Genomic DNA, 25,795 nt, shown 5'->3' with positions numbered 1-25,795 from the left:
GCGTTGCGCTCGACCTGACCTACATCCCCGGCACCCCCATCCATGCCGTGATATCAAAATAAATCTTCACCCGCTGCCCCTCGACATTCTCCAGTTCCAGCACGTCAAAGCTTTTGCCGTCGCGCTGGATCAGCGACTGCGTCACCTGCTTCCATCCCGGATAGAGCACCCCCACCACCTTATATTCCAGTGGCACACCCTCGTGGCTCCCGGCCAGCGGTTGGGAGAAGGTAATGGCGCTGTCGAAATAATCGCCAGTCCCGCTGCCGGGCGGCAATTCGCCCTTGGTGCGGTGATCGGCCAGCAGCTTATCATAAACCTCAACCGCCATGGCATCGCCCGACCGGCGGGCGATGTTGAACCAATAGGGGGCATGCTGGTTCAGGTTGGCGGAATTGGACATGCGCGACAGCCGCCACAGCGACATGGCCGCCTGTCCATGCCCTTTCTTGGCAAGGTCCAGCAGCATGTCGAATCCTGCGCCCACCTTGTCAGGCCCGGCAGCGCCAAAGGACAGCATGGTGGCATAGCGGAACCGTCCCTCCGGACTGCCCGCCGCTGCCGCCCTCTGCCAGACGGCAAGCTGTGTGGCGGCATCGCTGCTGGCCTTGGATTGCGCCTCCGCATCTGCCAGTGCTGCCGCTGCCTCCGCCGGTTCGGCGGGCGGGGTGATGGGGCCATCGGGCAGGTTGGCCACAAAGCGTGCATCAGGGGGCCGTTCCACCAGTGCCGCCGGTTTCGGCGTGCCGCACCCGGCCAGCAGCAACAGGGCGGCCAAGCCGGCAAAACGCGCGATGCTGAGGGACAACGGCCACTCCTTGGAGAAATGCAACCGACACGACTGTCGCTTGCCCGCCCGTTTCGGTCAATGCACCTGCCGACCTACCCCGAACGTGTGGAAAAATCGCCCTTGGCTCAAGGGTTTGACCATGGCGCTTCAAATCCGGGTTCCGACTGTCTAGTATGGCCGCTTGTTCCACTATTAGCGGGTAGCCGCGAAAGACATGTCCGCGCTGAAAACCGTCATCGTCCCGATCAACAAGGCCGGCTGGCCTTTTATCGCCCTGTTCGCCGTGGTCTCGGCCCTTCTGGCCACCATCTCCCCGGCGCTGGGCTGGATCGGGCTGGTCCTGACCGCCTGGTGCGTCTATTTCTTCCGCGATCCCGACCGCGTGACGCCGACCAAGCCGGGCTTGGTCGTCTCCCCCGCTGATGGCCGCGTCACCTTGATCACCAAGGTCGCCCCGCCGCCCGAACTGGGCATGGGGGAGGAGAAGCTGACCCGCATTTCCGTGTTCCTGAACGTCTTCGACGTGCATGTGAACCGCTGCCCCACCGATGGCGTCATCAAGGCGGCGGAGTACAAGCCCGGTAAGTTCCTGAACGCCGACCTGGACAAGGCCAGCGAGGAGAATGAGCGGATGTCCATCCGTCTGGGCCTGCCCGATGGACGAGAGATCGCCTTTGTGCAGATCGCCGGTCTGGTGGCGCGCCGCATCATCTGGTGGGTGGCACCGGGCCAGTCGCTGAAGGCCGGTGAGCGTTACGGCCTGATCCGTTTCGGCAGCCGTTGTGACATTTACCTGCCCGATGGCGTGCATCCGCAGGTCGTGGTGGGTCAGAAGATGATCGCCGGTGAAACCGTGCTGGCCGATCTGAACAGCACCGAGGAACAGCGCGAGGGCGAGGTCCGCTGATGTCGTCCGAGGAGAACCCGCCCCGCGCGGGTCACCATCGGCACCGGGTCCGGCGGCTGCGGCCGCCGCGCCTGAAGGGCCTGTCCATCAACAAGCTGCTGCCGAACATGCTGACGATGCTCAATCTGGCATCGGGCATGACGGCGATCCGATTCGCCATGGAGGGCAAGTGGCAAGAGGCGGTCATCGCCATTGCCGTCGCCGCCCTGTTCGATATGCTGGACGGGCGTATTGCCCGCATGCTGAACGCCCAGAGCAAGTTCGGCGAGGAACTGGACAGCCTGTCCGATGTGGTCAGCTTCGGCGTCGCCCCGGCCATGATCCTCTATCTCTGGTCGCTGGACGACGCCCGCACCCTGGGCTGGATGGCGGCCTTGCTGATGGGTGTGTGTGCGGCCCTGCGTCTGGCGCGGTTCAACACCATGCTGGGGGCGGCGGCGGAAAAGCCGGCCTTTGCCTATAACTACTTCACCGGGGTTCCGGCCCCGGCGGGGGCATTCCTGGCGCTGTTGCCCCTGATCGCAACCTTGGAGGCGGGGCCGGGCTGGTTCGACAGCCCCTGGATCGTCGCCCCCTGGACCGTGGCGGTGGCCGGCCTGATGATCAGTGCCGTTCCCACCTTCTCCATGAAGGGGCTGCGCATTCCGCAGCGCTATGTCGTGTTCGTGCTGCTGGGCGTGGGGGCCATCGCCGCCACCCTGGTCAGCGCACCCTGGATGACGCTGTCGGTGGTGGGACTGGCCTATATCAGTTCCATCCCCTTCTCTGCCCGCCGCTATAAAGAACTGGCTGAAGCCGCAGCGAAATTGCAGGAAGCGCCCGCAGCGGTGGAATCGGAAGCGAGAGAGTAAACCCGGCGGTCAATGCGGGGCGGCGATGAACAGCCGCAGGCCCCGCACACCAGGCACGGGCCTTTCGACAAACCCGTGCGCCATGGCGTAATCCAGCAGTGGCTGTTCCAGCGGCGGACTTTCCCGCCCGATCAGGATGGCGGCCGGCGGCCTTGCGGCCAGCAGCGCGGGGAGGTCCCGCCGTCCCACCGCCTTCAAAACCCCCAGCCGTTCCGCGCTCAACCGGTCGGCGGTGCGATAGAAGAAGGGGCCGGTGGACAGCTCTGGATAGATGTCCAACCCGGCCTCCAGCACCGGAATGGGCGACAGGGTGGCGACGGGTCCCGTCACATTGGCTTCCTGCATCGCGACCCGGATGCTGCTCCCCGCCTCTGCAATCCGGCTGACCATCCATTTTTCAGGCTGCAACAGCCGGGGGGCGTTGGCCAGCAGGACCAGCTTGCCGGGCAGGGCGCCCAGTAGGACCACCGCCATCAGCAGGGCCCCCCGCACCCGCCCCACACTTTCCAAGGCGGGCCAGGCCGCCGCCATGGCCAGCAGGGTAAAGGCGGCAAAGGGCATGAAATACTGGATATAGGGCGGGCGCGGCAGCAACCCGAAGATCAGCGCCCCCAGCATCAGGGCGGCCAGCAAGCCCATCTGCCGGTCCCGCAACACCGCCTTCACCGCCGCATCCCGCCGGCCCAGCACCCAGGCCGTCACCAGGAACAGCAGGCCCGCCAGTACGGCATCAGTGAAGACCCGCCGGTTCAGGAATACCGCCAGATATTCCACCCCGAACCAACTGCTCAGCCCGGCCTCCGCATGCCACAGGGCGGGTGTGGCGCGGTGATAGGTGAACACCCCTTCCACAAACCCGTCCCACCCGGCCAGCGGCCAGGGCAGCAGAAGCAGTCCGCCCAAAGCCCCGCCGGCCATCAGGCCGGGCAGCAGCGCGCGACGTTGCCAGAGCGACCAGAGGATCAGCAGGAAAGGTGCGAATGCGTAAGACAGTTTCGTGCCCACGGCGCCGGCCAGCAGCAGGCCCGCCAGCGCGGTCATGGCCTGCCTCGGCTTTGGGCGCTCCCTCTCCCACAGCAGCAGGACAACCGCCCAAAGCGCCAGGGCACAGGGCGCCATATCGTTGCGCATACTGTCGATGGCGGGCTGGATCGCGGTGCAGGTGGCGAACAGCAGGGTGACGGCCAGCGCCGGCCATGGCTCTGCCGCCTGCCGACGCGCAAAGCACCAGAGGGCGGCCAGCGCCGCCAGCGTGAAGCCCAGATTGACCAGCCGCGCGACCAGGAAATAGCCATCGCTCATTCCCAGCAGTCGGAACAGGCCGGACAGCAGAGCCGGATAGGCCGGCGGCTGCAGATAGAGAAAGTCGCGGTAGGGCACCTGATCCATGGCCAGGACGGCAGCTGCCAGGAACTGTTCCTCATCATGATTATAGCCGCGCCCCAGCACGAAACCGGCCAGCAGCAGTCCCAGCAACAGCCAATAGGCCAGGATCAACCGGTTCTGATCCACCCTCAGGCCGCCAGACGCGGGGGCGTGGGCTGTGGCTGGCCGGGGAAGCTCGACGGGCGTCCCGCCAGGGCCAGCAGCGCCTGTTCATAGGCCGCTGTAGCACCAGCCACCGTGAAGCCTCGCACCCGCTCACGCAGGACCGAGGATGCCACCGGGTGGGATAGGGCGGCATCCATGCCATCGGCCAGTGCGGCCACATCATCGACCGGCACCAGCGGACCCAGCGCGCCATGGCGCAGCAATTCGCGCGAACCGCCGGGACAGTCGGTGGAGATGACAGGACAGCCCATCGCCATCGCCTCCACCAGCACGCCCGGCATCCCTTCCCAGCGTGACGACAGCACGAACAGATCCGCCGCCGCCATCTGCGCGAACGGATCGCTGATCAGGCCGGGAAAACTCACTTGCTCCTCAATCCCCAATTCCCGCGCCAGCGCCACCAGGGCCGCACGGTCCGGCCCGTCGCCGGCCAGGATCAGGTGAGCATCCGCACGCGTGCGCAGCAGGGCGAAGGCCCTCAGCAGCGTATCGAACCCCTTCTGCCGTACGAACCGGCCCATGGACAGGATGCGCAGCGGACGGCCCGCGCCATCGCGGTCTGACATCAGGCCCGGCAAGCGGTTGGGCAGGATAGGGCTGGGCACGGAAAAGACACGTTCCCCCGCGATCCCCGTGGTGCGCACCACATCGCGGGCGACATCGTCGGATACGGCAAGCACCCCGTCGGCCCGTCGCCACAACATGGCCTCCGCCGTCCGGCGCAGGCTGGCTCCGCCATCACGCCGCCGCGACAGGTGGTTGCTGGCCCGCAGGACCAGCGAGGTCTCCCGCCGTCCGGCCAGACCATGGGCCAGGATGGTGGGAATGACCGCATGATTGGCCATACCGACCAGCATGTCGGGCCGATGATCGCGCAGATAGCGGGCCAGGGGTCGTATCGCCCGGATCAGATCGCCCGCCCGCGCCCCGCCGCTGGCCACCGCCCGCCCTTCACCCGCCGCCAGCGGCAGGCGCATGACATTCCCCGCCACCAGGCCCATCTGCGGCCCGCCATCAATGGCGGTGACCAGATCGACCCTGTGCCCCCGCGACGCCAGCCCATTGGCCAGCATGATGCTGCGCCGCTGGGCGCCGCCAGTGCTGAGCGAATGCAGGAACAGGGCGATATGCATGATAGGGGCCGGTCAGGAAATAACCGACCCACTCTAGCAACCATCGCTGACAGATTTCTGACAGTGATTTTGCTGTTGCGAGATCATATCCCCCGCAACGCCGCTTTCACCCCGCCATCCAGCAGCCCATATGCCCGCTCCAGCGCCGTGCGGAAGGCAGCATTGCCGGTCAGGGCCACCGGGAACACCTGCTCCAGCGCGAAGAATCCACAGACATCGCGGTGCGCGTCGCCCGTGCAGGCCCGACCGATGGTCAGCAGCGCGTCGGCAAGCGGGTCGGTCAGTTTGGTTCCATCGGCCACTTTGCCACGGATGAAATGCATCCAGGCGGCTACTGGCAGGGCCAGATTATCGACCGCCGCCCCCGCCGCCAGCCGCTCTGCGATGGTGCCGAACAGGCGGAAGGGCAGCTTGGCCGACCCGTCCCAGGCGATCTGAGACAGGAGATGCCGGATGCCCGGATTGGCGAAGCGGGCCAGGATGGCGTCGATATAGGCAGGGTAGTCGATGCCCGCATCGGGGTTCAGCGTCGGGCGGATGTCGTCCAGCATCAGGCGGCGGACAAACCCGGCCAGATCGGCATCACCCATGGCATCGGCCACCGTCTCATATCCCGCCAGCGACCCCAGATAGGCGAGCGTTGAATGCGGGCCGTTCAGCAGGCGCAGCTTGGCCCGGTCATACGCGCTGACATCGTTGGTCAGCGTCACGCCGATGGACGCGAAATCCGGGCGGATATTGCAGAACTTGTCCTCGATCACCCAATGCGTGAACCGTTCCCGCTGGATGGGCCAATTGTCTGACAGGCCGGTTTCACTGGCCACCCGCGCGCGCAGCGCGTCATCGGTGGCGGGCGTGATGCTGTCCACCATGGTGCGGGGGAAGGCCACCTTATCACGTATCCAGGCAGCCAGTGCAGCATCCTGCCGCTCGGCCAATGCCGCCACGGCGCGGCCCAGCTTGTGGCCGTTATCGACAAGGTTATCGCAGGAAATGACGGTGAAGGGCGCGGTCCCCGCCTTGAACCGGCGGCGCAGCCCTTCGACCAGATGGCCGATCAGGCTGACCGGGTTCAGCGGCTCGGCCACGTCATGCGCGATATCAGCATGGTCGAAATCCAGCGTGCCATCGCCCTTCAGGCAATAGCCCTTTTCCGTGACTGTCATAGTGACAATGACCGTATCGGGATTGGCCAGCCGGTCCAGCAGGGCCGCGCGTTCCCCCGGACCGGCCAGCGTCTCCTTGATCGACCCGATCACCCGATACCGCGTCTCGCGCTCCAGCTCTGCCAGGATATAGAGATTATCCTGGCGTCGCAGGGCGTCGCGTACATCGGTGCTGCGCAGGGCGGCGGCACAGATGGCCCAGTTGCCCCCCTGCGCCAGCGCCTCATCGAAGAAAAACGCCTGATGTGCGCGGAAGAACGCGCCGGGCCCGAAATGGACCACACCGATGCCCGCCCTATCGCGGTCATAAGCAGGACGGGCGACATCGGCATGCAGCAGGTCCAGATTTGCAGTGGACAGGGTCGGCATTACAGGGTCACTCCGTTCTTCCAGATGGCGATTTCACGCTGGCCGTTCTTTTCTGCGCGGGTTTCCTTGCCCGATGCGGTATCCAGGATCAGGGACCACATCGCGTCCGCGGCCCCGTCCAGTCCGGCATCGGTCAGGGCCAAGCCCGCATCGAAATCGATCCAGTTCGGTTTCTGCCGGGCCAGCGCGCTGTTGGATGCGATCTTCAGGGTCGGCGCCGGAAAGCCCAGTGGCGTGCCGCGACCCGTGGTGAACAGGATCACCGTGGCTCCCGCTGCCGTCAATGCCGTGGAGGAAACGCCGTCATTGCCGGGCGCTTCCAGCAGGGTCAGGCCCTTGACCCGCCGCTGCTGCCCATAGGCGATGACGTCGCACAGGGGCGCGCGGCCCCCCTTCTGCACGGCGCCCAGCGACTTTTCTTCCAGCGTCGTGATGCCACCGGCAATGTTGCCGGGGGAGGGATTCTCATAGACGGGCTGATTATGGTCCAGGAAATATTGCTTGAAGCCGTTGACCACACTGACGACGCCGTCGAACACCGTCTCGTCAACGGCCCGGCGCATCAGAAGTTCCTCCGCCCCGAAAATCTCGGGGATTTCGGTCAGGATGGCGCTGCCCCCCGCCGCCGTCACCCGGTCGGCCATGCGGCCCACCAGCGGGTTGGCGGTCAGGCCGCTGAACCCGTCCGACCCACCGCATTTCAGACCGATGACCAGATCGGATGCAGGGCAGGGCACGCGGGCGTCACCTGCCGCGATCTCCACCAGTTCGGCGACGGCATGGATACCGTCTTCCACCTCGTCGCTGCTGGCCTGGGCGGTGAAGGCACGTAGGCGGGAGCGGTCGATGCCGGGCGCATCGCGGAGCAGCTTGTCCAACTGGTTGCTCTCACACCCCAGACCCAGCAGCAGGACGCCGCCGGCATTGGGATGCTGCGCCAGGGCGGCGATGATGGATTTGGTATGGGCCAGATCATCGCCCAACTGCGAACAGCCGAACGGGTGTGGGAAGGCGACCACACCATCCACCTTGCCGGCAAAGCGCTGGCTGGCCAGCGTGGCGATACGCTCTGCGGTACGGCTGACGCAGCCAACCGTACAGAGAATCCAGATCTCGTTGCGCGTACCCACCCGTCCGTCGGCGCGACGGTATCCCATGAAACTCTGGTCGGGCCTCGGCATGGCGGTCCAGGCCGCGTCCGTACCCGCCGGCGCGTACTGATAGCTCAGCGTACCCGACAGGCCGGTGGCCAGATTATGGCTATGAACATGCGCGCCGGGATCAATGCTAGCGGTGGCAACGCCAATCGGCCAACCATATTTGCGCACCGCCTCACCCGCCCTCAACGGGCGTAGCGCGAACTTGTGCCCGCGCGGAATGTCGGACAGCAGGGTGACGCTGTGCGCGCCCAGATCAATCCGTGTGCCGGCCTCCAGCGCCTTGACAGCGATGGCCACATCATCGGCGGGATCGACGATATGGGCGGGCGGAAGCTCGTCATGCAGCGGTGCGGGTGGTTGCACGCAACTCATCTTGGCGTCATCCTCGGGCATGCGGACAGCCGGCACCTTTCCGGCGCGTACCGCGTCTGGCTGATTGAAACTGACACCGGTTACCGGATAGATCAAGAGGACAGGTGGCATCCAAGGCTGACATCGCCGAAGGGGCGACCACCGATAAAAGCAGGGGAGGGGGCGTGGCCAAGGGTCGGGTACTGCTGCGCGGGGTAACAAAATGCTTTGGCGCCGTCGATGTGATCAAGGGCGTGGACCTGGAAATCGCACCGGGGGAACTGACGGTGTTTGTCGGGCCATCGGGCTGCGGCAAGTCCACCTTGCTGCGTCTGGTGTCGGGCCTGGAACTGCCCACCCGCGGGTCGATCATGATCGGCGACCGCGATGTCACCCTGGTTCATCCGTCTGAACGCGGAATCGCCATGGTGTTCCAATCCTACGCGCTGTACCCGCATATGAGCGTGGCCGAAAATATGGGTTTCGGCCTGAAGATCGCGGGCCTGCCCAAACCCCTGATCAAGGAAAAGGTAGCCAAGGCGGCGGAGATTCTGCAACTGACCCCATTGCTGGACCGCAAGCCGCGCGCCCTGTCGGGCGGGCAGCGGCAGCGGGTCGCCATTGGCCGCTGCATCGTGCGCGAACCGGAAGTGTTTCTGTTCGACGAACCCCTGTCCAATCTGGATGCGGCCCTGCGTGGCCAGATGCGGGTGGAGATCGCGCGCCTGCATGCCAAGCTGGGCGCCACCATGATCTATGTGACCCATGATCAGGTGGAGGCAATGACGCTGGCCACCCGCATCGTGGTACTGAATGCCGGGCGGATCGAACAGATCGGCGCGCCCATCGACCTGTACCGTCACCCCGCCAACCTCTTCGTGGCCGGCTTCATCGGTTCCCCCCGCATGAACTTCATGGATGGGATCGTGGAGGCGGTGGAAACCGACAGCGTGAGCGTGCGCCTGAACGGCGCCACCCTGCGCCTGCCTCGCCATGACGCGGCGGTAAAGCCGGGCGCCAAGGTTACCGTTGGCATCCGGCCCGAACATTTCCGTGTCGGCCCTACGCCGGTGGACGGTGACGATGGACAGGCGGTGGAGTTTGACGCCATCATCGATCTGGTGGAACGTCTGGGTGGGGAAACATTGGCGCATCTGCGCATGCCGTCGCTGTCTGATGGGGTGTTGGTCGTGAAGATCGCGGGCGATGTGCCGCTGCGCATCGGCACCGGTCTGCGCGTGGGCGTCCGTCTGGCGCAATGCCACCTGTTTGACGCCGATGGCCGCGCCGTGGGTGAACCGGCGGCGCGCGCCGTCGTGGCGGCGTGAGGGGGCCGGCCCATGTATGACAACCGCGTCTCCGGCTATCTCTACATCGCGCCCTTCCTGATCGGTCTGGCGACCTTCACCCTGTTTCCTTTCCTGGCATCCTTCCTGCTGTCCTTTTCGGACTATCAGCTGCAGGACCCGGTGGAGCAGGCGCGATTCCTGGGCCTGGGCAATTACACGCAGATGGCGGGGGATGACACGTTCCATGGCTCGCTGGGTGTCACCTTCCTCTATGTGTTCATCACCGTGCCCCTGAAACTGGCCTTCGCCCTGTTCATCGCCTTTGTTTTGAACTTCAAGCTGCGGGGCATCGGCTTTTTCCGCACTGCCTATTACGTGCCTTCCATCCTGGGCGGATCGGTCGCCATCGCCGTTCTGTGGCGCTACGTCTTTGCTGGCGACGGGCTGATCAATCAGGTGCTGGTCTGGGCCGGGGGGGAGCCGCTGAACTGGCTGGGTGAACCCGCCTATGCTCTGTTCACCGTTGTCCTGCTGCGCCTTTGGCAATTCGGGTCGGCCATGGTGGTGTTCCTGGCGGGGCTGCAGAACATCCCCACCGACCTGTATGAGGCGGCGACCATCGACGGGGCCGGCAAGGCCCGCATTTTCTTCACCATCACCCTGCCATTGCTGACGCCCGTCATCTTTTTCAATTTCATCATGCAGATCGTGCAGGCATTTCAGGAATTCAACGGCCCCTACATCATCACCGGCGGCGGTCCGCTGAAATCTACCTACCTGCTGCCCCTGATGATCTATGAGGAAGCGTTCAAGTACTTCAATGTCGGTTATGCCGCCGCCCTCTCCTGGGTCCTGTTCCTCATCATCGCGCTGTTCACTATCATCGCTTTCGCATCCGCCAAATACTGGGTCTTCTACGGTAATGAGCGGGAGGATGGGGAATGAGCCTGATCACAGCACCCCGCCGCGATGTCGCCTGGTTCGGCCGTTTCAGTGCCCTGCTGCGCTATGGCGTGCTGATCGGGGTGGGGCTGATCATGCTGTATCCCCTGTTCTGGATGGTGGCCGCCAGCTTCAAGCCCAATCATGAAATTTTCGGATCTGTCAGCCTTTGGCCGCAGGATCCAACCATGGATGGGGTGGTGAAGGGTTGGCGCACCGGCACGGAATACAGCTTCGCGACCTACCTGCTGAACAGCTTCGCCTTCATCATCCCGAAGGTGGTGCTAACGGTGGTGTCGTCTGTGCTGGTGGCCTTCGGCTTCGCGCGGTTCCGCATGCCGGGCAAGCAGCTATGGTTTGCGCTGATGGTGGCGACCATCCTGCTGCCGAAAAGTGTGCTGCTGATCCCGCAATATCTGATGTTTCGGGAATTCGGCTGGCTGGACACCTATCTGCCGCTTTATGTGCCCTGTGCCTTTGCTACCGACGGCTTCTTCGTCTTCATGGTGGTGCAGTTCCTGCGCGGGATTCCGCCGGATATGGAGGAAGCGGCCGTCATCGATGGCTGCAACTCGTTGCAGGTGCTGTGGCATGTGGTCGTGCCGGTGATCATGCCGGCCATCATCTCCGTAGCATTGTTCCAGTTCATGTGGAGCCTGAACGACTTCCTCTATCCCCTGATCTACCTGTCGTCGGTGGGCAAATACCCCGTGGCCCTGGCGCTGAAAATGGCCATCGATGTGACGGAGGCTACGGCCTGGAACCAGGTCCTGGCCATGTCCACCATCGCCCTGCTGCCCTCGCTGATCGTCTTCTTCCTGGCGCAGAAATATTTCGTCGAGGGCATCACGTCGGGCTCGGTGAAGGGGTGAACTTTACATATCCCTTCAAACGCCAGGCGGGCGCATACGCGCCCTTGGCTTACGCCGTACGTGCGGCGGGCCGGCAGTCGCCGGCCTCCAACGGCCAAGTCATGGCCCTTGGCTTACGCCGCCGGCTGCTGCTGTGTGATGCAGTGGATACCGCCGCCGCCGCGCACGATGTCCAGGGCCGGCACGGGGATGATCTTGCGGTCGGGGAACAGCTTGCCGAACAGGCTGATGGCCTCGGCATCCATCGGGTCTTCGAACAGCGGCATGACGATGCCGCCATTGGCCATGTAGAAGTTGGTGTAGGACAGGGTCAGGCGCACGCCATGCTGTTCCTGACGCGCCGGCGTGCGCAGGGTCACGACCTCCAGCGTCCGGCCTGCCGCGTCGCGCGCGGCCTTCAGCCGGGCGACATTGTCCTGAAACACGGGATAGTTCGGGTCCGACGTATCGTCGGTGACCATGGTCAGAACCACGCCCGGCTTCACGAAGGCTGCGATCTCATCGATATGGCCGTCGGTTTCATCCTGCTCATAGCCCTTGTTCAGCCAGATGAATTCCCGCACGCCCAGATGCGATGCCAGATGCGCCTCAATCTCGCCGCGCGACAGATGCGGGTTGCGGTTGGGGTTCAGCAGGCATTCCTCGGTCGTCAGCAGGGTACCCTCGCCATCGACATGGAAGGACCCGCCCTCCATCACCAGCGGGGCCGCGAACCGCTTCAGCCCCTGGTTCTCCAGGATCAGGCGCCCCACCTGTGTATCCAGTTGAAAGTCTTCATAGTTCCGGCCCCAGGCATTGAAGCCCCAATGCACGCCGGCCACATCGCCCTTGCCGTTGACGACAAAGCTGGGCGCGTTATCGCGCAGCCAGCTGTCGGAACAGGGCACCGGCAGTACCGACACGCCGGGCCCACAGGCCAGCGACACATCGGCCAGCGCCCCGTCCGGGCACAGCATGGTCACCGGTTCGAACTGCGCAATGGCCTTCGCCACCTCGGCATAGGCGGCGCGGGCAGCGGGCAGGCCATTGGGGAACGTCTCCTCCCGCACCGGCCACGCCATCCAGCAGCGCGCATGCGGCGCCCATTCGGCGGGCATGAAAAAGCCTTCGGCGGCGGGATGGGTCATGATGCGATCCTTGGGTTCTGCGATGGGCCAGACATGAAAACGCCCCGGCGAGGGTACCCGCCAGGGCGCTGTCATGACAACCATGCCGGTCAAATGAAAGTGGCCAGCTGATGATTTTTGGTCAGAGGTAAAAATGGGAACTGCTAAAAGAAGCAGGCCTTTCCGCCTCAATCACGGCGGTTGGCCGGGTACTGCTCAACCGAAGCGGCATAACGGGAAAAAGCACCGAGCCGCAGCATAGGAAGCAGGAAAAAGTACCGCATGATGTGTCTCCATCGTTGTTTTCGATGGGCGTAATATAGTTGCGCAGCGACTTTTGCGCCACCCGGGGGCCGCGCCGGGGCAAGACTGCGCGGCGTGCATGGCTTCGGGATCAAGTGAAAGGAGGTGAGGGCAGGGCCCTCACCGCTTCACATCCAGCCCTTCCTCATTCACCAGGCTCATGACGTCGGCCACCGATACCAGATTGGCATCGCCGGGGACGGAGTGTTTCAGAGCGGCAGCAGCAGCGGCGAAGTTGATGGCCTGATCGGCGGCCCAGCCCTTATCCAGCCCATGGATCAGGCCGGCCGCAAAGGCGTCGCCGCCGCCGATGCGGTCGATGATGCCGTTCAGCTTGTAAGTGCGCGAATAGTGTACCCGGTGGTCCCGCGCGGCGACACGGCCCGTCAGTTCCTGATGGTCCACGTCATGATGGGTGCGGATCGTGGAAGCCAACCATTTCAGACCTGGCCAGGTCTTGAAGGCCAGTTCCGCCGCTGCCAGGAACCGCTCCGACAGGGGAAGAGCATGGAAATCAGCACCCAGGATCAGAGCGATGTCGCGCTCATTCCCGAACATCAGGTCGGCGCACGACGCCAGTTTGGCGAACACCGCCGGTGCATCGCCGCCCCGGTCGGCCCACAGCTTCGCACGGTAATTACAGTCGAACGATACCTTGACGCCGGCCGCCTTGGCTGCCTCCGCCGCCGCGACCACGGCCTTCTCCGCCTCTTCGCTAACAGCGGGCGTAATGCCGCCAACATGCAGCCATTCGGCACCCTTCAGCAGCGTGGGCCAGTCATAGGCACCGGCCTCCGTCACTGCAAAGGCGGACCCGGCGCGGTCATAGATGATCTCCGATGGGCGTTGCATGGCCCCGACGGTCAGGAAATACAGGCCCATGCGGCCATGGCGCATCTGAATGCCACGCGTGTCGATGCCATGACGGCGCAGTTCGCCCCGGCAGGCCTCGCCAATGCCCTGGTCGGGCAGGGTTGAGACAACGGCGGCATCCCAGCCGAATCGGGCCAGCGACACGGCGACATTGGCTTCCGCCCCGCCGAAGGTGACGTCCAGGCGCGGGCTTTGCAGCAGCATTTCCCGGCCCGGCGCCGTCAGGCGCATCAGCAATTCACCAAAACACACGATACGCCCGGTCATCGGGTCTCTCCCTTCCACCTTGCAAATCCGCCTACTGCGGGATTTGTGCCACATCCTGTGACGAACTTGGACATCTCAATGCAAAAACGTATTGCCACCGGTGTCAGATCGGATCATTAATAGCCCTGTCACCGGTGTCAACGCCTACCGGCTCTGACGACTGGTATAAAGACCTAAATCGTTCGTCCTACCCCCTGCTTGCCGTTCCGGCTGCGGGCTGGATCGGTGCGGCCAGAACGATAAATCTGAAGGGGAAGGAAGCAATGATGAAGTTCGCGGGTACGCCCTGCATCCGCCGCCGTCTCGCCGGCGCCTCGGCTCTGGTCCTGCTAGCCGGCCTGATCCCTGCGGGTGCGCAGGCACAGGAAGCCCTGGAAGAAATCGTGGTTACGGGCTTCCGTGGCTCGCTGGCCAGCGCCATCAACAAGAAGCGGAACGAGAATGACATCGTTGATGTCATCAATGCCGAAGATATCGGCAAGTTCCCGGATACCAATCTGGCCGAATCGCTGCAGCGTATTCCCGGCGTCTCCATCGACCGCGATGGCGGCGAGGGCCGTTCGATCACGGTGCGCGGTCTGTCCTCCACCTTCACCCGCGTGCGGCTGAACGGGCTGGAAGCCCTGGCCACCACGGGCGGCAAGGATGGGTCGGGCGGCGCCAACCGTGGCCGCGGCTTCGACTTCCAGATTTTCGCGTCGGAGCTGTTCAACAGCCTGACGGTGCGCAAATCCACCTCGGCCCAGACCGAAGAAGGCTCGCTTGGCGCCACCGTCGACCTGCAGACGGCCCGCCCGTTCGACTATAACAAGTTCGTTTTCTCCGCTTCGGGCAAGATCGGTTACAACGACCTGTCCAAGTCGAAGGACCCGCGCGGCACCCTGCTGATCTCCGACACCTTCGCGGATGGCAAGATCGGCGCTCTGTTCTCTGTCGCCTATTCGGAGACCAACCGTCTGGAGGAAGGTTCCTCCACGGGCCGTTGGGAACGCGGCATCGACACGATCGGCACCATTCCCGCCAGCGGCAATGGCAGTGCTACCGCCAACTTCCTGTTTGGCGGCGGTGGTGCGTCCAACACGCCGGGCAACCGCGCCCTGCCTGAACAGTCGGCCTGGCACCCGCGCATCCCGCGCTATGGCCGTCTGGATTACGATCAGGAACGCCTGGGCGCCACCGCCGCTTTGCAGTTCCAGCCTTTTGAAACCACGCGCATCACGCTGGATGGCCTCTATGCCGATCTGAAGGGCACGCGCCAGGAACAGTATCTGGAAGCCATCTCCTTCAGCCGCAACACCGGCGCTGGCGGCATGGGCGGCACCACCGTCACCCAGGCCACCTATGATGATCTGGGCAATCTGATCAAGGGCACCTTCAACGGCGTCGATATCCGCACCGAACAGCGCCGCGACCGCCTGCAGACTGAATTCCTGCAATATTCCTTCAATCTGGATCAGGAATTCACCGATACGATCCGGTTCAAGGGTATTGCCGGCTGGTCCTCCTCGGTGCAGGACAATCCGGAACAGACGACCCTGTCGCTGGAAGCCTATAATGTCCAGGGCTACAGCTATGACTATTCCGGCAACAAGAACCTGCCGGCCTTTAATTACGGTTTCGACGTCACCAACCCGGCCAACTATGTCTTCAGCCCGTCGACCCGTCTGGTCCGCAACGGCGCCGTCATTGGTGACCAGTCGCTGATCCGTATTCGTCCCAACAAGACGAATAATGATTTCCAGACCTTCCGGGGCGAGTTTGAGTGGGATGCCCAGGATTGGGTGACCCTGAAGGCCGGTCTGGCCCACAAGGATTACAAGTTCAAGACCCAGGAATGGCGCCGTTACGGCACGCTGGACCCGATCCAGGGAACTGGCAACCTGACCGAGGCCGCCGTGCCCCTGCCGGCTGGCACCAACCTCGCCAGCCTCACGGAACTGGTGTCGGGCTTCGGTCGTCACCTGAGCGTTCCGAACGGCACGCCCACCGCCTGGATCGTGCCCTCAATCGACAAGTTCGAGGAACTGCTGGGCTTCTACTGCAATTGCGTCAACCAGTATGGTGACTTCCGCGTTGCCAAGGATGGCCAGGGTGCCATCGGCAGCAACCGTCAGGCGCGTGAACGCAGCCTCAGCGCCTTTGTCCAGGCCGATTTCAACACCGAACTGGCGGGTATGCCGTTCCGGGGTAATGTCGGTGTCCGTCAGGTGAAGACCAAGCTGACCTCCACCGGCTATGTCGGCACCACGCTGGCGACCGTGGAGCGTGAATATGATGACACGCTGCCGGCGCTCAACTTGTCGCTGGAACCGATTGATGATTTCCTGGTCCGCTTCGGCGCTGCCAAGGTGATGTCGCGTCCCGACCTGCCGCAGCTGACGCCCGGTGGTTCGATCACCAACGCCAACCAGACGCTGAGCAGCGGCAACCCCTACCTGAACCCGATCCGCGCCAATACCGTCGATCTGTCCTTCGAATGGTATCCGGAGAAGGAAACGCTGGTGTCGGTCGGGCTGTTCTACAAGGACATCAAGAGCTACATCCAGAACATCTCCGAGACCATTCCCTTCCGTGAGACCGGCCTGCCGGAAAGCCTGCTGGCCAACGGCAACACGATGGACAGTATCTTCACCATCACGCGTGCTGGCAACACCAAGGGCGGCCCGCTGAAGGGCTTCGAAATCTCCGTGCAGAAGCCGTTCACCTTCCTGCCGGCGCCATTTGATGATTTCGGTGGTATCGCCAACTTCACCTATGTGACGTCGGACATCGACTATCGCGTTGGCACCCGCACCGTGCGCGAGCCGCTGGTCGGTCTGTCACCTAAGTCGTTCAACGCCACTCTGTACTATGAGAACGACGATTTCAGCGCCCGCGTCTCCGGCTCCTTCCGTGACGAGTATCTGACCCAGATCTCGCCCGGCAACGCCAACGACATCCGTGGCAAGGCCTCGACCTTCAACCTGGACTTCTCGGCCAGCTATAACTTCTCCGAGCAGATCTCGGTGACGTTTGAAGCCATCAACCTGACCGACGAGTTTGACGAGCGCTGGGTCGGTACCAGCACCCGCCAGAACTCCGAAGAATATGTGCATTATGGCCGCCAGTTCTTCCTGGGTGCCAAGTACAAGTACTGATGACCCGCCACTCCCCCCAGCCCAACAGGGCCGGGGGGAGACCCCACGGGGTCGCATCGCGGCCCGGCGTGGAAACCGGTGGCAATGCATCATCGCCTCCGGTATTGCCTTGATTTCCTGTTCCGACCTCATCACGGCCCCACCGGCACAGGCGGGGCCGTTTTCCTGTTGATGGGAGCCCACCGACGTGAATATCCAGGCCTTCGCCCTGCTGCTGAAAAGCTCGCCCGTCATTCCGGTCCTGACCATCGAAAGGGTGGAGGATGCCCCACCCCTGGCCGTGGCCCTGAATGAGGGTGGCCTGTCGGTGGTGGAGGTGACCTTACGCACGCCCGCCGCCCTTGACGCCATCACCGCCATGAAGCGGGCCGTGCCCGGCCTGATCGTGGGTGCCGGCACCATCCTGAAGCCGTCGGACCTGGATGCCGCCATGTCGGCGGGGTCGGATTTCATCGTAACCCCGGCCACGACGGCGGCCCTGGTGGCCCCGCTCAAGGCCTGTGGCGTGCCGGTCATCCCCGGCGTGGCCACGCCCAGCGAGGTGCTGGAACGTCTGGATGACGGGTTTGAGGTGCTGAAGCTGTTCCCGGCGGAACAATATGGTGGTGCTGCCACCATCGCCGCCCTGGCCGCCCCCCTGCCGCAGGCCCGCTTCTGCCCCACGGGTGGCATCGGTCGCGACAAGGTCGCGTCATACCTAGCGCTGAAGAATGTGGTCGGCGTCGGCGGCTCCTGGATCGCCACCAACAAGCAGATCGCGGATGGCGACTGGGCCGGCATCACCGAAAATGCCCGCGCTGCGGCAGGGTTCGCGAAGCCTGGCCTCTAACACCAACGCCTCAAACGGGGTAAGCCCGGAACCAGGGGCAGGGTGGTATCGTTAAGGCTGCATCCACTAACCGGAGGATGCAAACCATGAAGATGCTTCTCGGCACTGCCGCCCTGTCCCTGATCCTGGCCGCTCCGGCGTTGGCCGCCAGCTCCGACAGCGACATCGCCGCCTTCCGTCAGGCCAAGGTTTCCCTGACCCAGGCCATCGCCCAGGCTGAACAGCAGGGCAAGGGCAAGGCGGTGGATGTCGATTTCGACACCAAGAACAGCGTCGGCCTGTACCAGATCGACATCGTGTCGGGCGAGACGGTGACCCGCTGGGATGTCGATGCCTCCAACGGCAAGATCGCATCGGCTGACAAGCAGACCCTGGCCACCTGGGCACAGCAGCTAGGTGCGGGCGTGGAGCCGCGCGAACTGACTGCCGCCTCCACCAGCCTGGCGCAGGCCATCGGCATCGCGGAGAATAAGGGCGGTGGCAAGGCCATTGAGGCCGAGGTTGATCACGACAATAACCGCCTGACCTATGAGGTCGAGGTGCTGAACGGCAATGGCACCCGCACCATCCGCGTCGATGGCGCCACCGGTCAGGTCATGGCTGACAAGAGCTGATGATAAGGGGGCGGGGTTACCCGCCCCCTGTCACAACCCGTTCAGATATTCTTCCAGATTGGTGTAGCCATCGCCATTGCGGTCGGTGGCCCCATCCGCCGGATCGGCCGGGTTCAGGCCGTTGGTCTTTTCCCAGGCATCGGGCATACCGTCCCGGTCGTTATCGGTCGGTGACACCCCCGCTGCCAGCACCGGCCAGCCGCCGACATCATCCTGATTATCGATGATCCGGCCCTCACCCTTGGCAACGCCTGCCGTGATCCGTTCGTCCACGCTGTCGCGCACGCGCCCCGCCCCCGCCTTGGCCAGAACCGCGCGAAAGGCAGCATCGGCTGGTTCCGTCGTCACCGCCGCCATCGGGATGGGGGCAGACTGGCGATAGCCATCGGCCTGCACACCTGTCACCAGTGACCAGGGGTCCGCTGGTTCGGCATGGTTCATCCAATTGCCGGCGAAGTACGCCTTGGCGACGGGGCTTTTCTCATCAAAGGCGTGCGCGCCCTTCGAATCAGATCCCGCCACATAATAGTTGTTCACGAAGTTGTAGGCGGTGACGGCGTCCGTATCGGCGTTATAACCCGACGCCCCGCCCTTGCCTGTCCCCTTCCAATTGAAGAAGACATTGTTGCGGAAATCCATGAAGGCGCCGGTCGGATCATCGGCCTGCTTCTCAAAATTGCCCGGACGCGGCATGCGGGCCGTGTGGCTGGCCCAGAGATTATGGTGAAACGAATAGCGCGATCCGAACGATCCACGCGCCAGCGTGCCATAGCCGTGATCGCCCTTGGCATGCACCGATTTGTTCAGGCTCTCGGCGATCACTGACCATTGCACAGTCACATTGTCCAGCCCCGTCATCCCTTCCTTCCATTTGAAGGACAGCGACAGGCTTTCATCGGTGGACCAACTGGCCGACACATGGTCCAGGATGATGTGCTTGCCATCAAAGACCGTGACGGCATCGGCTTCCTGCCCCGCCGCACTGCCCAGGCGGGAACGGATATGGCGGATCACGACATGGCTGGCCGTCACGATCAGCGGATAATCGCGCAAGGTGATGCCGCCGCCGGGCGCCGACTGGCCCGCGATGGTGATGAAATCGTTCTTGATGCGTAGATCGGATTTCAGCTGGATGGTCCCCGACACCGCGAACACCACTATGCGCGGCCCCTTGGCCTCCACCGCCTCGCGCAGGCTGCCCGGTCCCGCATCTTCCAGGCTGGTAACGGTGAAGACACGTCCCCCCCGTCCCCCCATGGCATAGGCGCCAGCCCCTTCGGCCCCCGGAAAGGCCGGAATGGCGGCGGGCGCCACATCGCGGCCGATGGCGGCAGCAGGAAGGGAGGGCAGCAGGCACAACAGGGCAGCAAGTGCTGCCGGGCGCATCTTCATCAGGCTCTCCCTATATCACGGAGTGCGGTATTAGCTTTGCGTACCGTCTTTACACATGAACTGACACCGGTTACCATTATTCATCAGGGTTCGGCAAATGAAAAGCGGAAGACCAACGCCGCGAAACTTTCGCCCTGACGGATTTGGGGTTGCGCCATCCCGGCGCACAGTGCAGTACATTCTTATTGTCCCCTGGGGGGACAATTGATGCCGATAAACACATCAAAATGGGACAGCACCCTCCATGCCCCGTGCCCGCACTGCCGACGCTGCCGCCGTGACCGAACAGGCCGAAAAGCCGGAAGCGCCGAAGACCTATATCTGGGACCTGAAGCGCCGGCCCACCATCAATGATGTGGCCCGTCTGGCGGAGGTGTCGAAGAAAACCGTGTCGCGGGTCATCAACCAGTCGCCCCTGGTGAATGAGGAAACCCGTCAGAAGATCACCAAGGTCATTGATGATATCGGTTATGAGCCGGACCCCCAGGCGCGCGGATTGGCGTCCCAGCGCTCCTTCCTGCTGGGCATCATCTATGACAATCCCAACAGCCAGTATGTGGTGAATGTCCAGGCGGGTATTCTGGAGGCCTGCCGCAAAAGCGGGTTTGAACTGGTCGTGCATCCCTGCATCCGCACCAGCCCGACCTATATGAAGGAGATGCGGCAGTTCGTGGAGCGGCAGAAGCTGGATGGCGTCATCCTGCTGCCGCCCTTGTCGGAGGATGAGGCGCTGGCCGCCATGCTGGTGGAAATCGGCTGCCGCTTTATCCGCGTCGCCTGCGTGCCCCTGGATGTCGCTGCCCATCTGGTCGTGTATGAGGATTATAAGGGTGCGGCAGAGGTGGCCGATCATCTGGTCGAGCTGGGCCATCGCCGCATCGGCTATATCGCCGGCACACCGCAATATAAATCCGCACAGGAACGCCGCCGTGGCTTTGCCGATGGTCTGGCCCGCCACGGCCTGTCACTGGACCCGGAGCTGTCGGCGCAGGGTGCCTACACGTTCGAAAGCGGCCAGGAATGCGCTGAAAAGCTGCTGTCGATGGCGAACCCGCCCACGGCCATTTTCGCCTGTAACGACGAAATGGCCGCCGGCGTCTATCGCATCGCCTATCAGAAGGGGATCGCCATTCCCCAGGACCTGACGGTTGTCGGTTTCGACGACAGTCAGCTGGCGCTGCGCATGTGCCCCGCCCTGTCAACGGTGCGCTCGCCCGTCCGCGACATGGGCCGTGTGGCGGCCGAAAAGCTGATCCAGCGCATCGCGCAGCCCGACGCCAAGCTACGCGAGACGATTTTCCAGCCGCATCTGGTGGTCCGCGAAAGCAGCGCGCCGCCCAAGGCCTGATGGTTCGGGCCGTGGGTTCATCCACGGCTCCTGCCGCCTTGCATGGAAACCGGTGTCATCATAGGATGGCGCCTGATATATCCCATATTTCAGGAGTTATGACGGTGTCCACCGCCCAGGAAATCGCTCAGCGTTTTGTCGCTGCCCGCCGTGCCGCTACCGCGCTGCCGGATTATCCCGGTACGATCCCCGATCACCTGACCCAGTCCTATGATATTCAGGATGTGGCACGCTCTCTGTGGCCCACGCCCGTGCGCGGCTGGAAGATTGGCATGGTGCCGCCGGCGTTCCGGGAGAAACTGGGGGCCATGCGTCTGGCCGGTCCCGTGTTTGACGGCAATGTATGGGATTACAGTGAGGGTCAGGTCATCGACCTGCCCGTCATTCCCGGCGGCTTCGCAGCAGTCGAGGGGGAGTTCGTGGTGAAGCTGGGCGCTGATATGCCGGCCACCGGCCCCTCGGATGAGGCGGAAGCGAAGTCCCTGATCGGTTCCATCCATGCCGGTATCGAACTGGCCGGCAGCCCGCTGGCCACCATCAACAAGCTGGGTCCCACCGTGGTGGTCAGCGATTTCGGCAATAATGCCGGCCTGATCGTTGGGCCTGAACTGAAAGGCTGGGAGGATGCGGCGCCTGAAAGCCTGACCGTTGAAACCCGGATCGAAGGTGAGGTGGTTGGCACGGGCAGCTTTGCCAGCATCCCCGGCACGCCCGTCCAGGCGGTCGCCTTCCTGCTGGCCCATTGCCGGGCGCGGGGCATTGCCCTGCCGGCAGGCACCCTGATCACCACCGGGGCGGTGACGGGCATCCATGACATCGCCTTGGGTCAGTCCTCCACCGTCACCTTCGTGCCGGGTGGGGAGATCAAGGTGCGGACCGTCCAGGCACAGCCGCGCTAATCGGCTCACGAAGGTTGGGGGCGGGCATCGCCCCCAACCTTCACTTGACTTCAAACAGTAAATGAACAACGTTCAATTCGGCGGGGCGCAGCACCTTCCCGGAATTGGCGCTCTTGGGCGCGGGCGTCGGGGTGCTATAATGCGTCCGTCTGTTGAAGGGGCGTCTGTTCCATGAAGAAAATCATCCTGCTTGTCCTGGCCTTGCTGGTGCTGATCGGCGCCGGTGTCGGCGGCTATGTCATGTTTGGGCCGAAGCCGCACAAGGAAGGCGAGCATGTAGAAGAAGCGCCCAAGAAGAAGGAGCGCACGGGTCCCCCCGTCTTCGTGCAGGTGGGGCCGATGATCGTGCCCGTCATGGGCGCCAAGACGGTCGAACAGAACATCATGGTCACGGTCAGCCTGGAAGTGGATGACGACACGATCCGCGAACAAGTCCGCGTGCAAAGCCCCCGTCTGGTCGATGCCTATGTCCAGGCCCTTTATGGTGGCATCGACAAGGGGCAGGTGATCGACGGCCAGGTCCTGAACATTCCCGCCCTGAAGACCAAGCTGATGGAAACCACGGACAAGGTGCTGGGCCCCGGCGTCGTGCATGACGTGCTGATTCAGTCGGTCAGCCAACGACCGGTTTATTAAGAGCCGGCGGCACTGCGTCGGCACTGCTGACCCGCTGCCGCCCTTCTGTTAGACTGCCCATATTAACGCCCCTGCTGCGCCTGCCCCCCTTCGGAGCCATCGGCTTTCGGAGCGGGGAAAGGCCTGCCTCCGTGAAACAGCCCTCTGTTTTCTGTTTCATCATGTTGCACGGACGCTGCCGCATCCGCGTCCGAATCATCCCGCACTGCAATGCCGCAGTGCAAAGTGCAAGTCTGGTTAATGGTGGCGTATTGCCGCATTCAAAAACGCATGGCATGCTTGCGCCCGCCTAATGCCGCCGGCCGTCCGGTCAGAAAAACAGAAGCGGCATCTTCAACAGGGTAAGGAAACGACATGACCACGCAAGTGCTGTACTTCGTGCTGGCATGTGGGGTGCTGGCCATTCTTTATGGGCTGGTAACGGCCCGTGCCGTGCTCTCCGCCAGTCCGGGCAATGCCCGCATGCAGGAAATCGCCCACGCCATCCAGATCGGTGCGGGTGCCTATCTGAACCGTCAATACACGACCATCGGCATTGTCGGAGTCGTGATTGCGGTGCTGGTCGGTGTGCTGCTGGGTGCCAAGGTTGCCATCGGCTTCATCATCGGCGCGGTCCTGTCCGCCGCCGCCGGCTATATCGGCATGAATATCTCCGTGCGCGCCAATGTCCGTACGGCAGAGGCTTCGCGTCAGGGTCTGGCCCAGGGCCTGTCGCTGGCCTTCCGCGCCGGTGCCGTGACCGGCATGCTGGTGGCGGGCCTGGCCCTGCTGGGTGTCGCCGGCTATTACTTCGTGCTGACCTCCATGGGCGTCACGGGCCGTGAACTGATCGACGCGCTGGTCGCGCTCGGCTTTGGCGCCTCGCTGATCTCCATCTTCGCGCGCCTGGGCGGCGGCATCTTCACCAAGGGTGCCGACGTGGGTGCCGATTTGGTGGGCAAGGTCGAGGCCGGAATCCCGGAAGATGACCCGCGCAACCCCGCCGTCATCGCCGACAATGTCGGTGACAATGTCGGCGACTGCGCGGGCATGGCTGCCGACCTGTTCGAAACCTATGCCGTCACCGTTGTGGCCACCATGGTGCTGGCCTCCATCTTCTTTGCCGGTCAGGGCGTGCTGTCGTCGGCCCTGGTCTATCCGCTGGCCATTGGCGGGGCGTGCATCATCACCTCCATCATCGGCACTTACTTCGTGAAGTTGGGCTCGTCCAACAACATCATGGGCGCGCTGTACAAGGGCTTCATCGCCTGTGGCCTGCTGTCACTGGTCGCCATCGGCGGCGTGACGCATTATGTGCTGCCCGAAGGGTTCCAGACCGTCTTCACCACGGGTGATGGTGTGACCTTCACAGGCCGGCACCTGTTCTATTGCGGTGTGGTCGGTCTGGCCGTCACTGGCCTGATCGTCTGGATCACCGAATACTACACGGGCACGAACTACCGCCCTGTAAAGTCGGTGGCACAGTCCTCCACGACCGGGCACGGCACCAACGTCATTCAGGGCTTGGCCGTGTCGATGGAATCGACGGCCCTGCCGGCTTTGGTGATCTGTGTCGCCATTATCGCCTGCTTCCTGCTGGCAGGATTGTTCGGCATCGCCATCGCGGTGACCAGCATGCTGGCCGTGGCTGGCATGGTCGTGGCGCTGGATGCCTATGGCCCCGTCACCGACAATGGCGGCGGCATCGCCGAAATGGCCGACCTGCCCAAGGATGTGCGCGTCACCACCGACGCGCTGGACGCCGTGGGCAACACGACAAAGGCCGTCACCAAGGGCTATGCCATCGGTTCCGCCGGTCTGGGTGCCCTGGTGCTGTTCGCGGCTTATAATGAGGATCTGAAGTTCTTCATCGCCAATGCCGGCACCTACCCCTATTTCGATGGGGTGACGGTGGATTTCAGCCTCGCCAACCCCTATGTCGTCGTCGGTCTGATCCTCGGCGGCCTGCTGCCCTATCTGTTCGGCGCCATGGGCATGACCGCCGTGGGTCGCGCCGCCGGCTCTGTGGTGGAAGAGGTGCGCCGTCAGTTCCGGGAGGATAAGGGCATCATGGCCGGGACGTCCAAGCCGGACTATGGCCGCGCCGTGGACATGCTGACCAAGGCCGCGATCAAGGAGATGATCATTCCCTCGCTGCTGCCGGTGCTGGCCCCGGTGGTCCTGTATTTCATTGTGGCCGCGATCGCGGGCAAGGGGGCGGCGTTCAGCGCCGTTGGCGCCATGCTGCTGGGCGTGATCGTCACGGGCCTGTTCGTCGCCATCTCGATGACGTCGGGCGGCGGCGCCTGGGACAATGCCAAGAAATACATCGAAGAGGGGCACCATGGCGGCAAGGGTTCGGACGCACACAAGGCGGCCGTGACCGGTGACACCGTGGGCGATCCCTATAAGGACACGGCAGGCCCCGCCGTGAACCCGATGATCAAGATCACCAACATTGTGGCGCTGCTGCTGCTGGCCATCCTGGCCCACGGCTAAGCGTTACGCATGCACTTGATAAGCCCCGGTCTGGTGACAGGCCGGGGTTTTTTCATGCCCGCCCGTCATGGTCGATGATCGGCCCCTTCGCCACATCCTCGGCCTTGGCCGTGCTGACTGAATGCCCATCCAGCCAGGCGCGGGCCTGCTGACGGTGTTCCTCGCGGATGGAGCCAGCAGCCGTACGCAGGGCCAGTGTCAGGACAGCCAGATCGTCGGTGAAGCCCAGCAAGGTGACGAAATCCGGGACCGCATCCACTGGCATGATGAAGTATGCCAGCGCCCCCAGCAGCACTGCCTTGTCACGAAGCGGTGTGGCCGGGTCGGTGGCGGCATAGCGGGCGGCGATGACGCGGTCGGCAAAGGGTATACGGGCAAGACTGCCGCGCAGCTTGTCCCAGAAGCGGCGGCGGACAAGGTCGGCATCGCTGCGCATCTTGATCGGATCGATGCGTAGGGCTTTCTCACTATATTTATCAGCGGGCTCGCTCATGCCCTGGATATGGCGAAGATACCGCGTCTGGGCAAGGGG

General features: G+C 63.6%; 21 protein-coding genes. 12 read left to right on the top strand and 9 right to left on the bottom strand.

The window, feature by feature from the left end; translation table 11 throughout:
- Positions 1–19 precede the first annotated feature (19 nt).
- Positions 20–808 carry an SEL1-like repeat protein gene (locus tag C0V82_RS24050; protein WP_158660169.1) on the bottom strand — a complete coding sequence of 263 codons (789 nt, stop codon included), beginning with the start codon at positions 806–808 and terminating at the stop codon, positions 20–22.
- Positions 809–1,004: 196 nt separating this feature from the next.
- On the opposite strand from C0V82_RS24050, the gene C0V82_RS24045 reads away from it, so the two are divergent.
- Positions 1,005–1,697 (top strand): phosphatidylserine decarboxylase, encoded by a 693-nt coding sequence (locus C0V82_RS24045; RefSeq protein ID WP_102114940.1) that lies wholly within the window; start codon positions 1,005–1,007, stop codon positions 1,695–1,697.
- A complete protein-coding gene (gene pssA, locus C0V82_RS24040; protein ID WP_102114939.1) occupies positions 1,697–2,548 on the top strand; it encodes a CDP-diacylglycerol--serine O-phosphatidyltransferase in 852 nt (283 codons plus the stop codon). Before C0V82_RS24045 ends, pssA begins: the two co-directional genes overlap by 1 nt.
- Before the next feature lie 9 nt (positions 2,549–2,557).
- Here the strand turns inward: pssA and C0V82_RS24035 are convergent, their stop codons facing one another.
- The 4 genes from C0V82_RS24035 to C0V82_RS24020 all read right to left on the bottom strand — a co-directional run bounded on the left by C0V82_RS24035 (position 2,558) and on the right by C0V82_RS24020 (position 8,299).
- Positions 2,558–4,060, bottom strand: coding sequence for a glycosyltransferase family 39 protein (locus tag C0V82_RS24035; RefSeq protein ID WP_102114938.1), 1,503 nt, complete (start codon positions 4,058–4,060; stop codon positions 2,558–2,560).
- 2 nt (positions 4,061–4,062) lie between these two features.
- Positions 4,063–5,232 carry a glycosyltransferase gene (locus C0V82_RS24030; RefSeq protein ID WP_102114937.1) on the bottom strand — a complete coding sequence of 390 codons (1,170 nt, stop codon included), beginning with the start codon at positions 5,230–5,232 and terminating at the stop codon, positions 4,063–4,065.
- A gap of 83 nt (positions 5,233–5,315) precedes the next feature.
- Entirely contained in the window at positions 5,316–6,767 is a 1,452-nt protein-coding gene (locus tag C0V82_RS24025; protein ID WP_102114936.1) for a mannitol dehydrogenase family protein, read from the bottom strand.
- Positions 6,767–8,299, bottom strand: coding sequence for a UxaA family hydrolase (locus C0V82_RS24020; protein ID WP_102115188.1), 1,533 nt, complete (start codon positions 8,297–8,299; stop codon positions 6,767–6,769). The genes C0V82_RS24025 and C0V82_RS24020 overlap by 1 nt, the downstream gene beginning before the upstream one ends.
- Before the next feature lie 164 nt (positions 8,300–8,463).
- Here C0V82_RS24020 and C0V82_RS24015 point away from each other — a divergent pair, with 164 nt between their 5' ends.
- Genes C0V82_RS24015 through C0V82_RS24005 form a run of 3 tightly spaced genes read left to right on the top strand, consistent with a single transcriptional unit; the run spans position 8,464 to position 11,381 of the window.
- Complete coding sequence (locus tag C0V82_RS24015; protein WP_102115187.1) at positions 8,464–9,606, top strand: ABC transporter ATP-binding protein; 1,143 nt, start codon at positions 8,464–8,466, stop codon at positions 9,604–9,606.
- A gap of 12 nt (positions 9,607–9,618) precedes the next feature.
- Positions 9,619–10,512, top strand: a complete 894-nt coding sequence (locus tag C0V82_RS24010; RefSeq protein WP_102114935.1) for a carbohydrate ABC transporter permease — start codon at positions 9,619–9,621, stop codon at positions 10,510–10,512.
- A complete protein-coding gene (locus C0V82_RS24005; RefSeq protein WP_102114934.1) occupies positions 10,509–11,381 on the top strand; it encodes a carbohydrate ABC transporter permease in 873 nt (290 codons plus the stop codon). Before C0V82_RS24010 ends, C0V82_RS24005 begins: the two co-directional genes overlap by 4 nt.
- Positions 11,382–11,494: 113 nt before the next feature.
- On the opposite strand, the gene C0V82_RS24000 is transcribed toward C0V82_RS24005, so the two are convergent.
- Both C0V82_RS24000 and C0V82_RS23995 read right to left on the bottom strand, forming a co-directional pair.
- Positions 11,495–12,508 carry an agmatine deiminase family protein gene (locus tag C0V82_RS24000; protein WP_102115186.1) on the bottom strand — a complete coding sequence of 338 codons (1,014 nt, stop codon included), beginning with the start codon at positions 12,506–12,508 and terminating at the stop codon, positions 11,495–11,497.
- Positions 12,509–12,910: 402 nt separating this feature from the next.
- Entirely contained in the window at positions 12,911–13,930 is a 1,020-nt protein-coding gene (locus C0V82_RS23995) for a sugar kinase (protein WP_102114933.1), read from the bottom strand.
- A gap of 263 nt (positions 13,931–14,193) precedes the next feature.
- Between C0V82_RS23995 and C0V82_RS23990 the strand changes: the two genes are divergently transcribed.
- The 3 genes from C0V82_RS23990 to C0V82_RS23980 all read left to right on the top strand — a co-directional run bounded on the left by C0V82_RS23990 (position 14,194) and on the right by C0V82_RS23980 (position 18,510).
- Positions 14,194–17,067, top strand: a complete 2,874-nt coding sequence (locus C0V82_RS23990; RefSeq protein WP_102114932.1) for a TonB-dependent receptor — start codon at positions 14,194–14,196, stop codon at positions 17,065–17,067.
- A gap of 187 nt (positions 17,068–17,254) precedes the next feature.
- Positions 17,255–17,896: a bifunctional 4-hydroxy-2-oxoglutarate aldolase/2-dehydro-3-deoxy-phosphogluconate aldolase gene (eda, locus tag C0V82_RS23985; protein WP_245924295.1), complete on the top strand. Its 642-nt coding sequence runs from the start codon at positions 17,255–17,257 to the stop codon at positions 17,894–17,896.
- An 86-nt stretch (positions 17,897–17,982) separates the two neighbouring features.
- The gene (locus C0V82_RS23980) at positions 17,983–18,510 is read left to right on the top strand and encodes a PepSY domain-containing protein (protein ID WP_158660168.1); all 528 of its coding nucleotides are present in this window, start codon (positions 17,983–17,985) and stop codon (positions 18,508–18,510) included.
- Positions 18,511–18,540: 30 nt separating this feature from the next.
- Here the strand turns inward: C0V82_RS23980 and C0V82_RS23975 are convergent, their stop codons facing one another.
- Complete coding sequence (locus C0V82_RS23975) at positions 18,541–19,902, bottom strand: pectate lyase family protein (protein ID WP_211107958.1); 1,362 nt, start codon at positions 19,900–19,902, stop codon at positions 18,541–18,543.
- A 244-nt stretch (positions 19,903–20,146) separates the two neighbouring features.
- Between C0V82_RS23975 and C0V82_RS23970 the strand changes: the two genes are divergently transcribed.
- From C0V82_RS23970 to C0V82_RS23955, 4 genes are all read left to right on the top strand, one after another.
- The gene (locus C0V82_RS23970) at positions 20,147–21,250 is read left to right on the top strand and encodes a LacI family DNA-binding transcriptional regulator (RefSeq protein WP_102114930.1); all 1,104 of its coding nucleotides are present in this window, start codon (positions 20,147–20,149) and stop codon (positions 21,248–21,250) included.
- Between the two features lie 98 nt (positions 21,251–21,348).
- Entirely contained in the window at positions 21,349–22,149 is an 801-nt protein-coding gene (locus C0V82_RS23965) for a 2-keto-4-pentenoate hydratase (protein WP_102114929.1), read from the top strand.
- A 171-nt stretch (positions 22,150–22,320) separates the two neighbouring features.
- Entirely contained in the window at positions 22,321–22,785 is a 465-nt protein-coding gene (locus C0V82_RS23960) for a flagellar basal body-associated FliL family protein (RefSeq protein WP_102114928.1), read from the top strand.
- Between the two features lie 354 nt (positions 22,786–23,139).
- Positions 23,140–25,263 carry a sodium-translocating pyrophosphatase gene (locus C0V82_RS23955; RefSeq protein WP_102114927.1) on the top strand — a complete coding sequence of 708 codons (2,124 nt, stop codon included), beginning with the start codon at positions 23,140–23,142 and terminating at the stop codon, positions 25,261–25,263.
- A gap of 52 nt (positions 25,264–25,315) precedes the next feature.
- On the opposite strand, the gene C0V82_RS23950 is transcribed toward C0V82_RS23955, so the two are convergent.
- Entirely contained in the window at positions 25,316–25,756 is a 441-nt protein-coding gene (locus C0V82_RS23950; protein WP_102114926.1) for a YkvA family protein, read from the bottom strand.
- Between the last annotated feature and the right edge of the window lie 39 nt (positions 25,757–25,795).

It is taken from the genome of Niveispirillum cyanobacteriorum (assembly GCF_002868735.1).
GTDB classification, from domain to species: domain Bacteria; phylum Pseudomonadota; class Alphaproteobacteria; order Azospirillales; family Azospirillaceae; genus Niveispirillum; species Niveispirillum cyanobacteriorum.
This window is presented reverse-complemented; position numbering and strand designations above follow the sequence as displayed.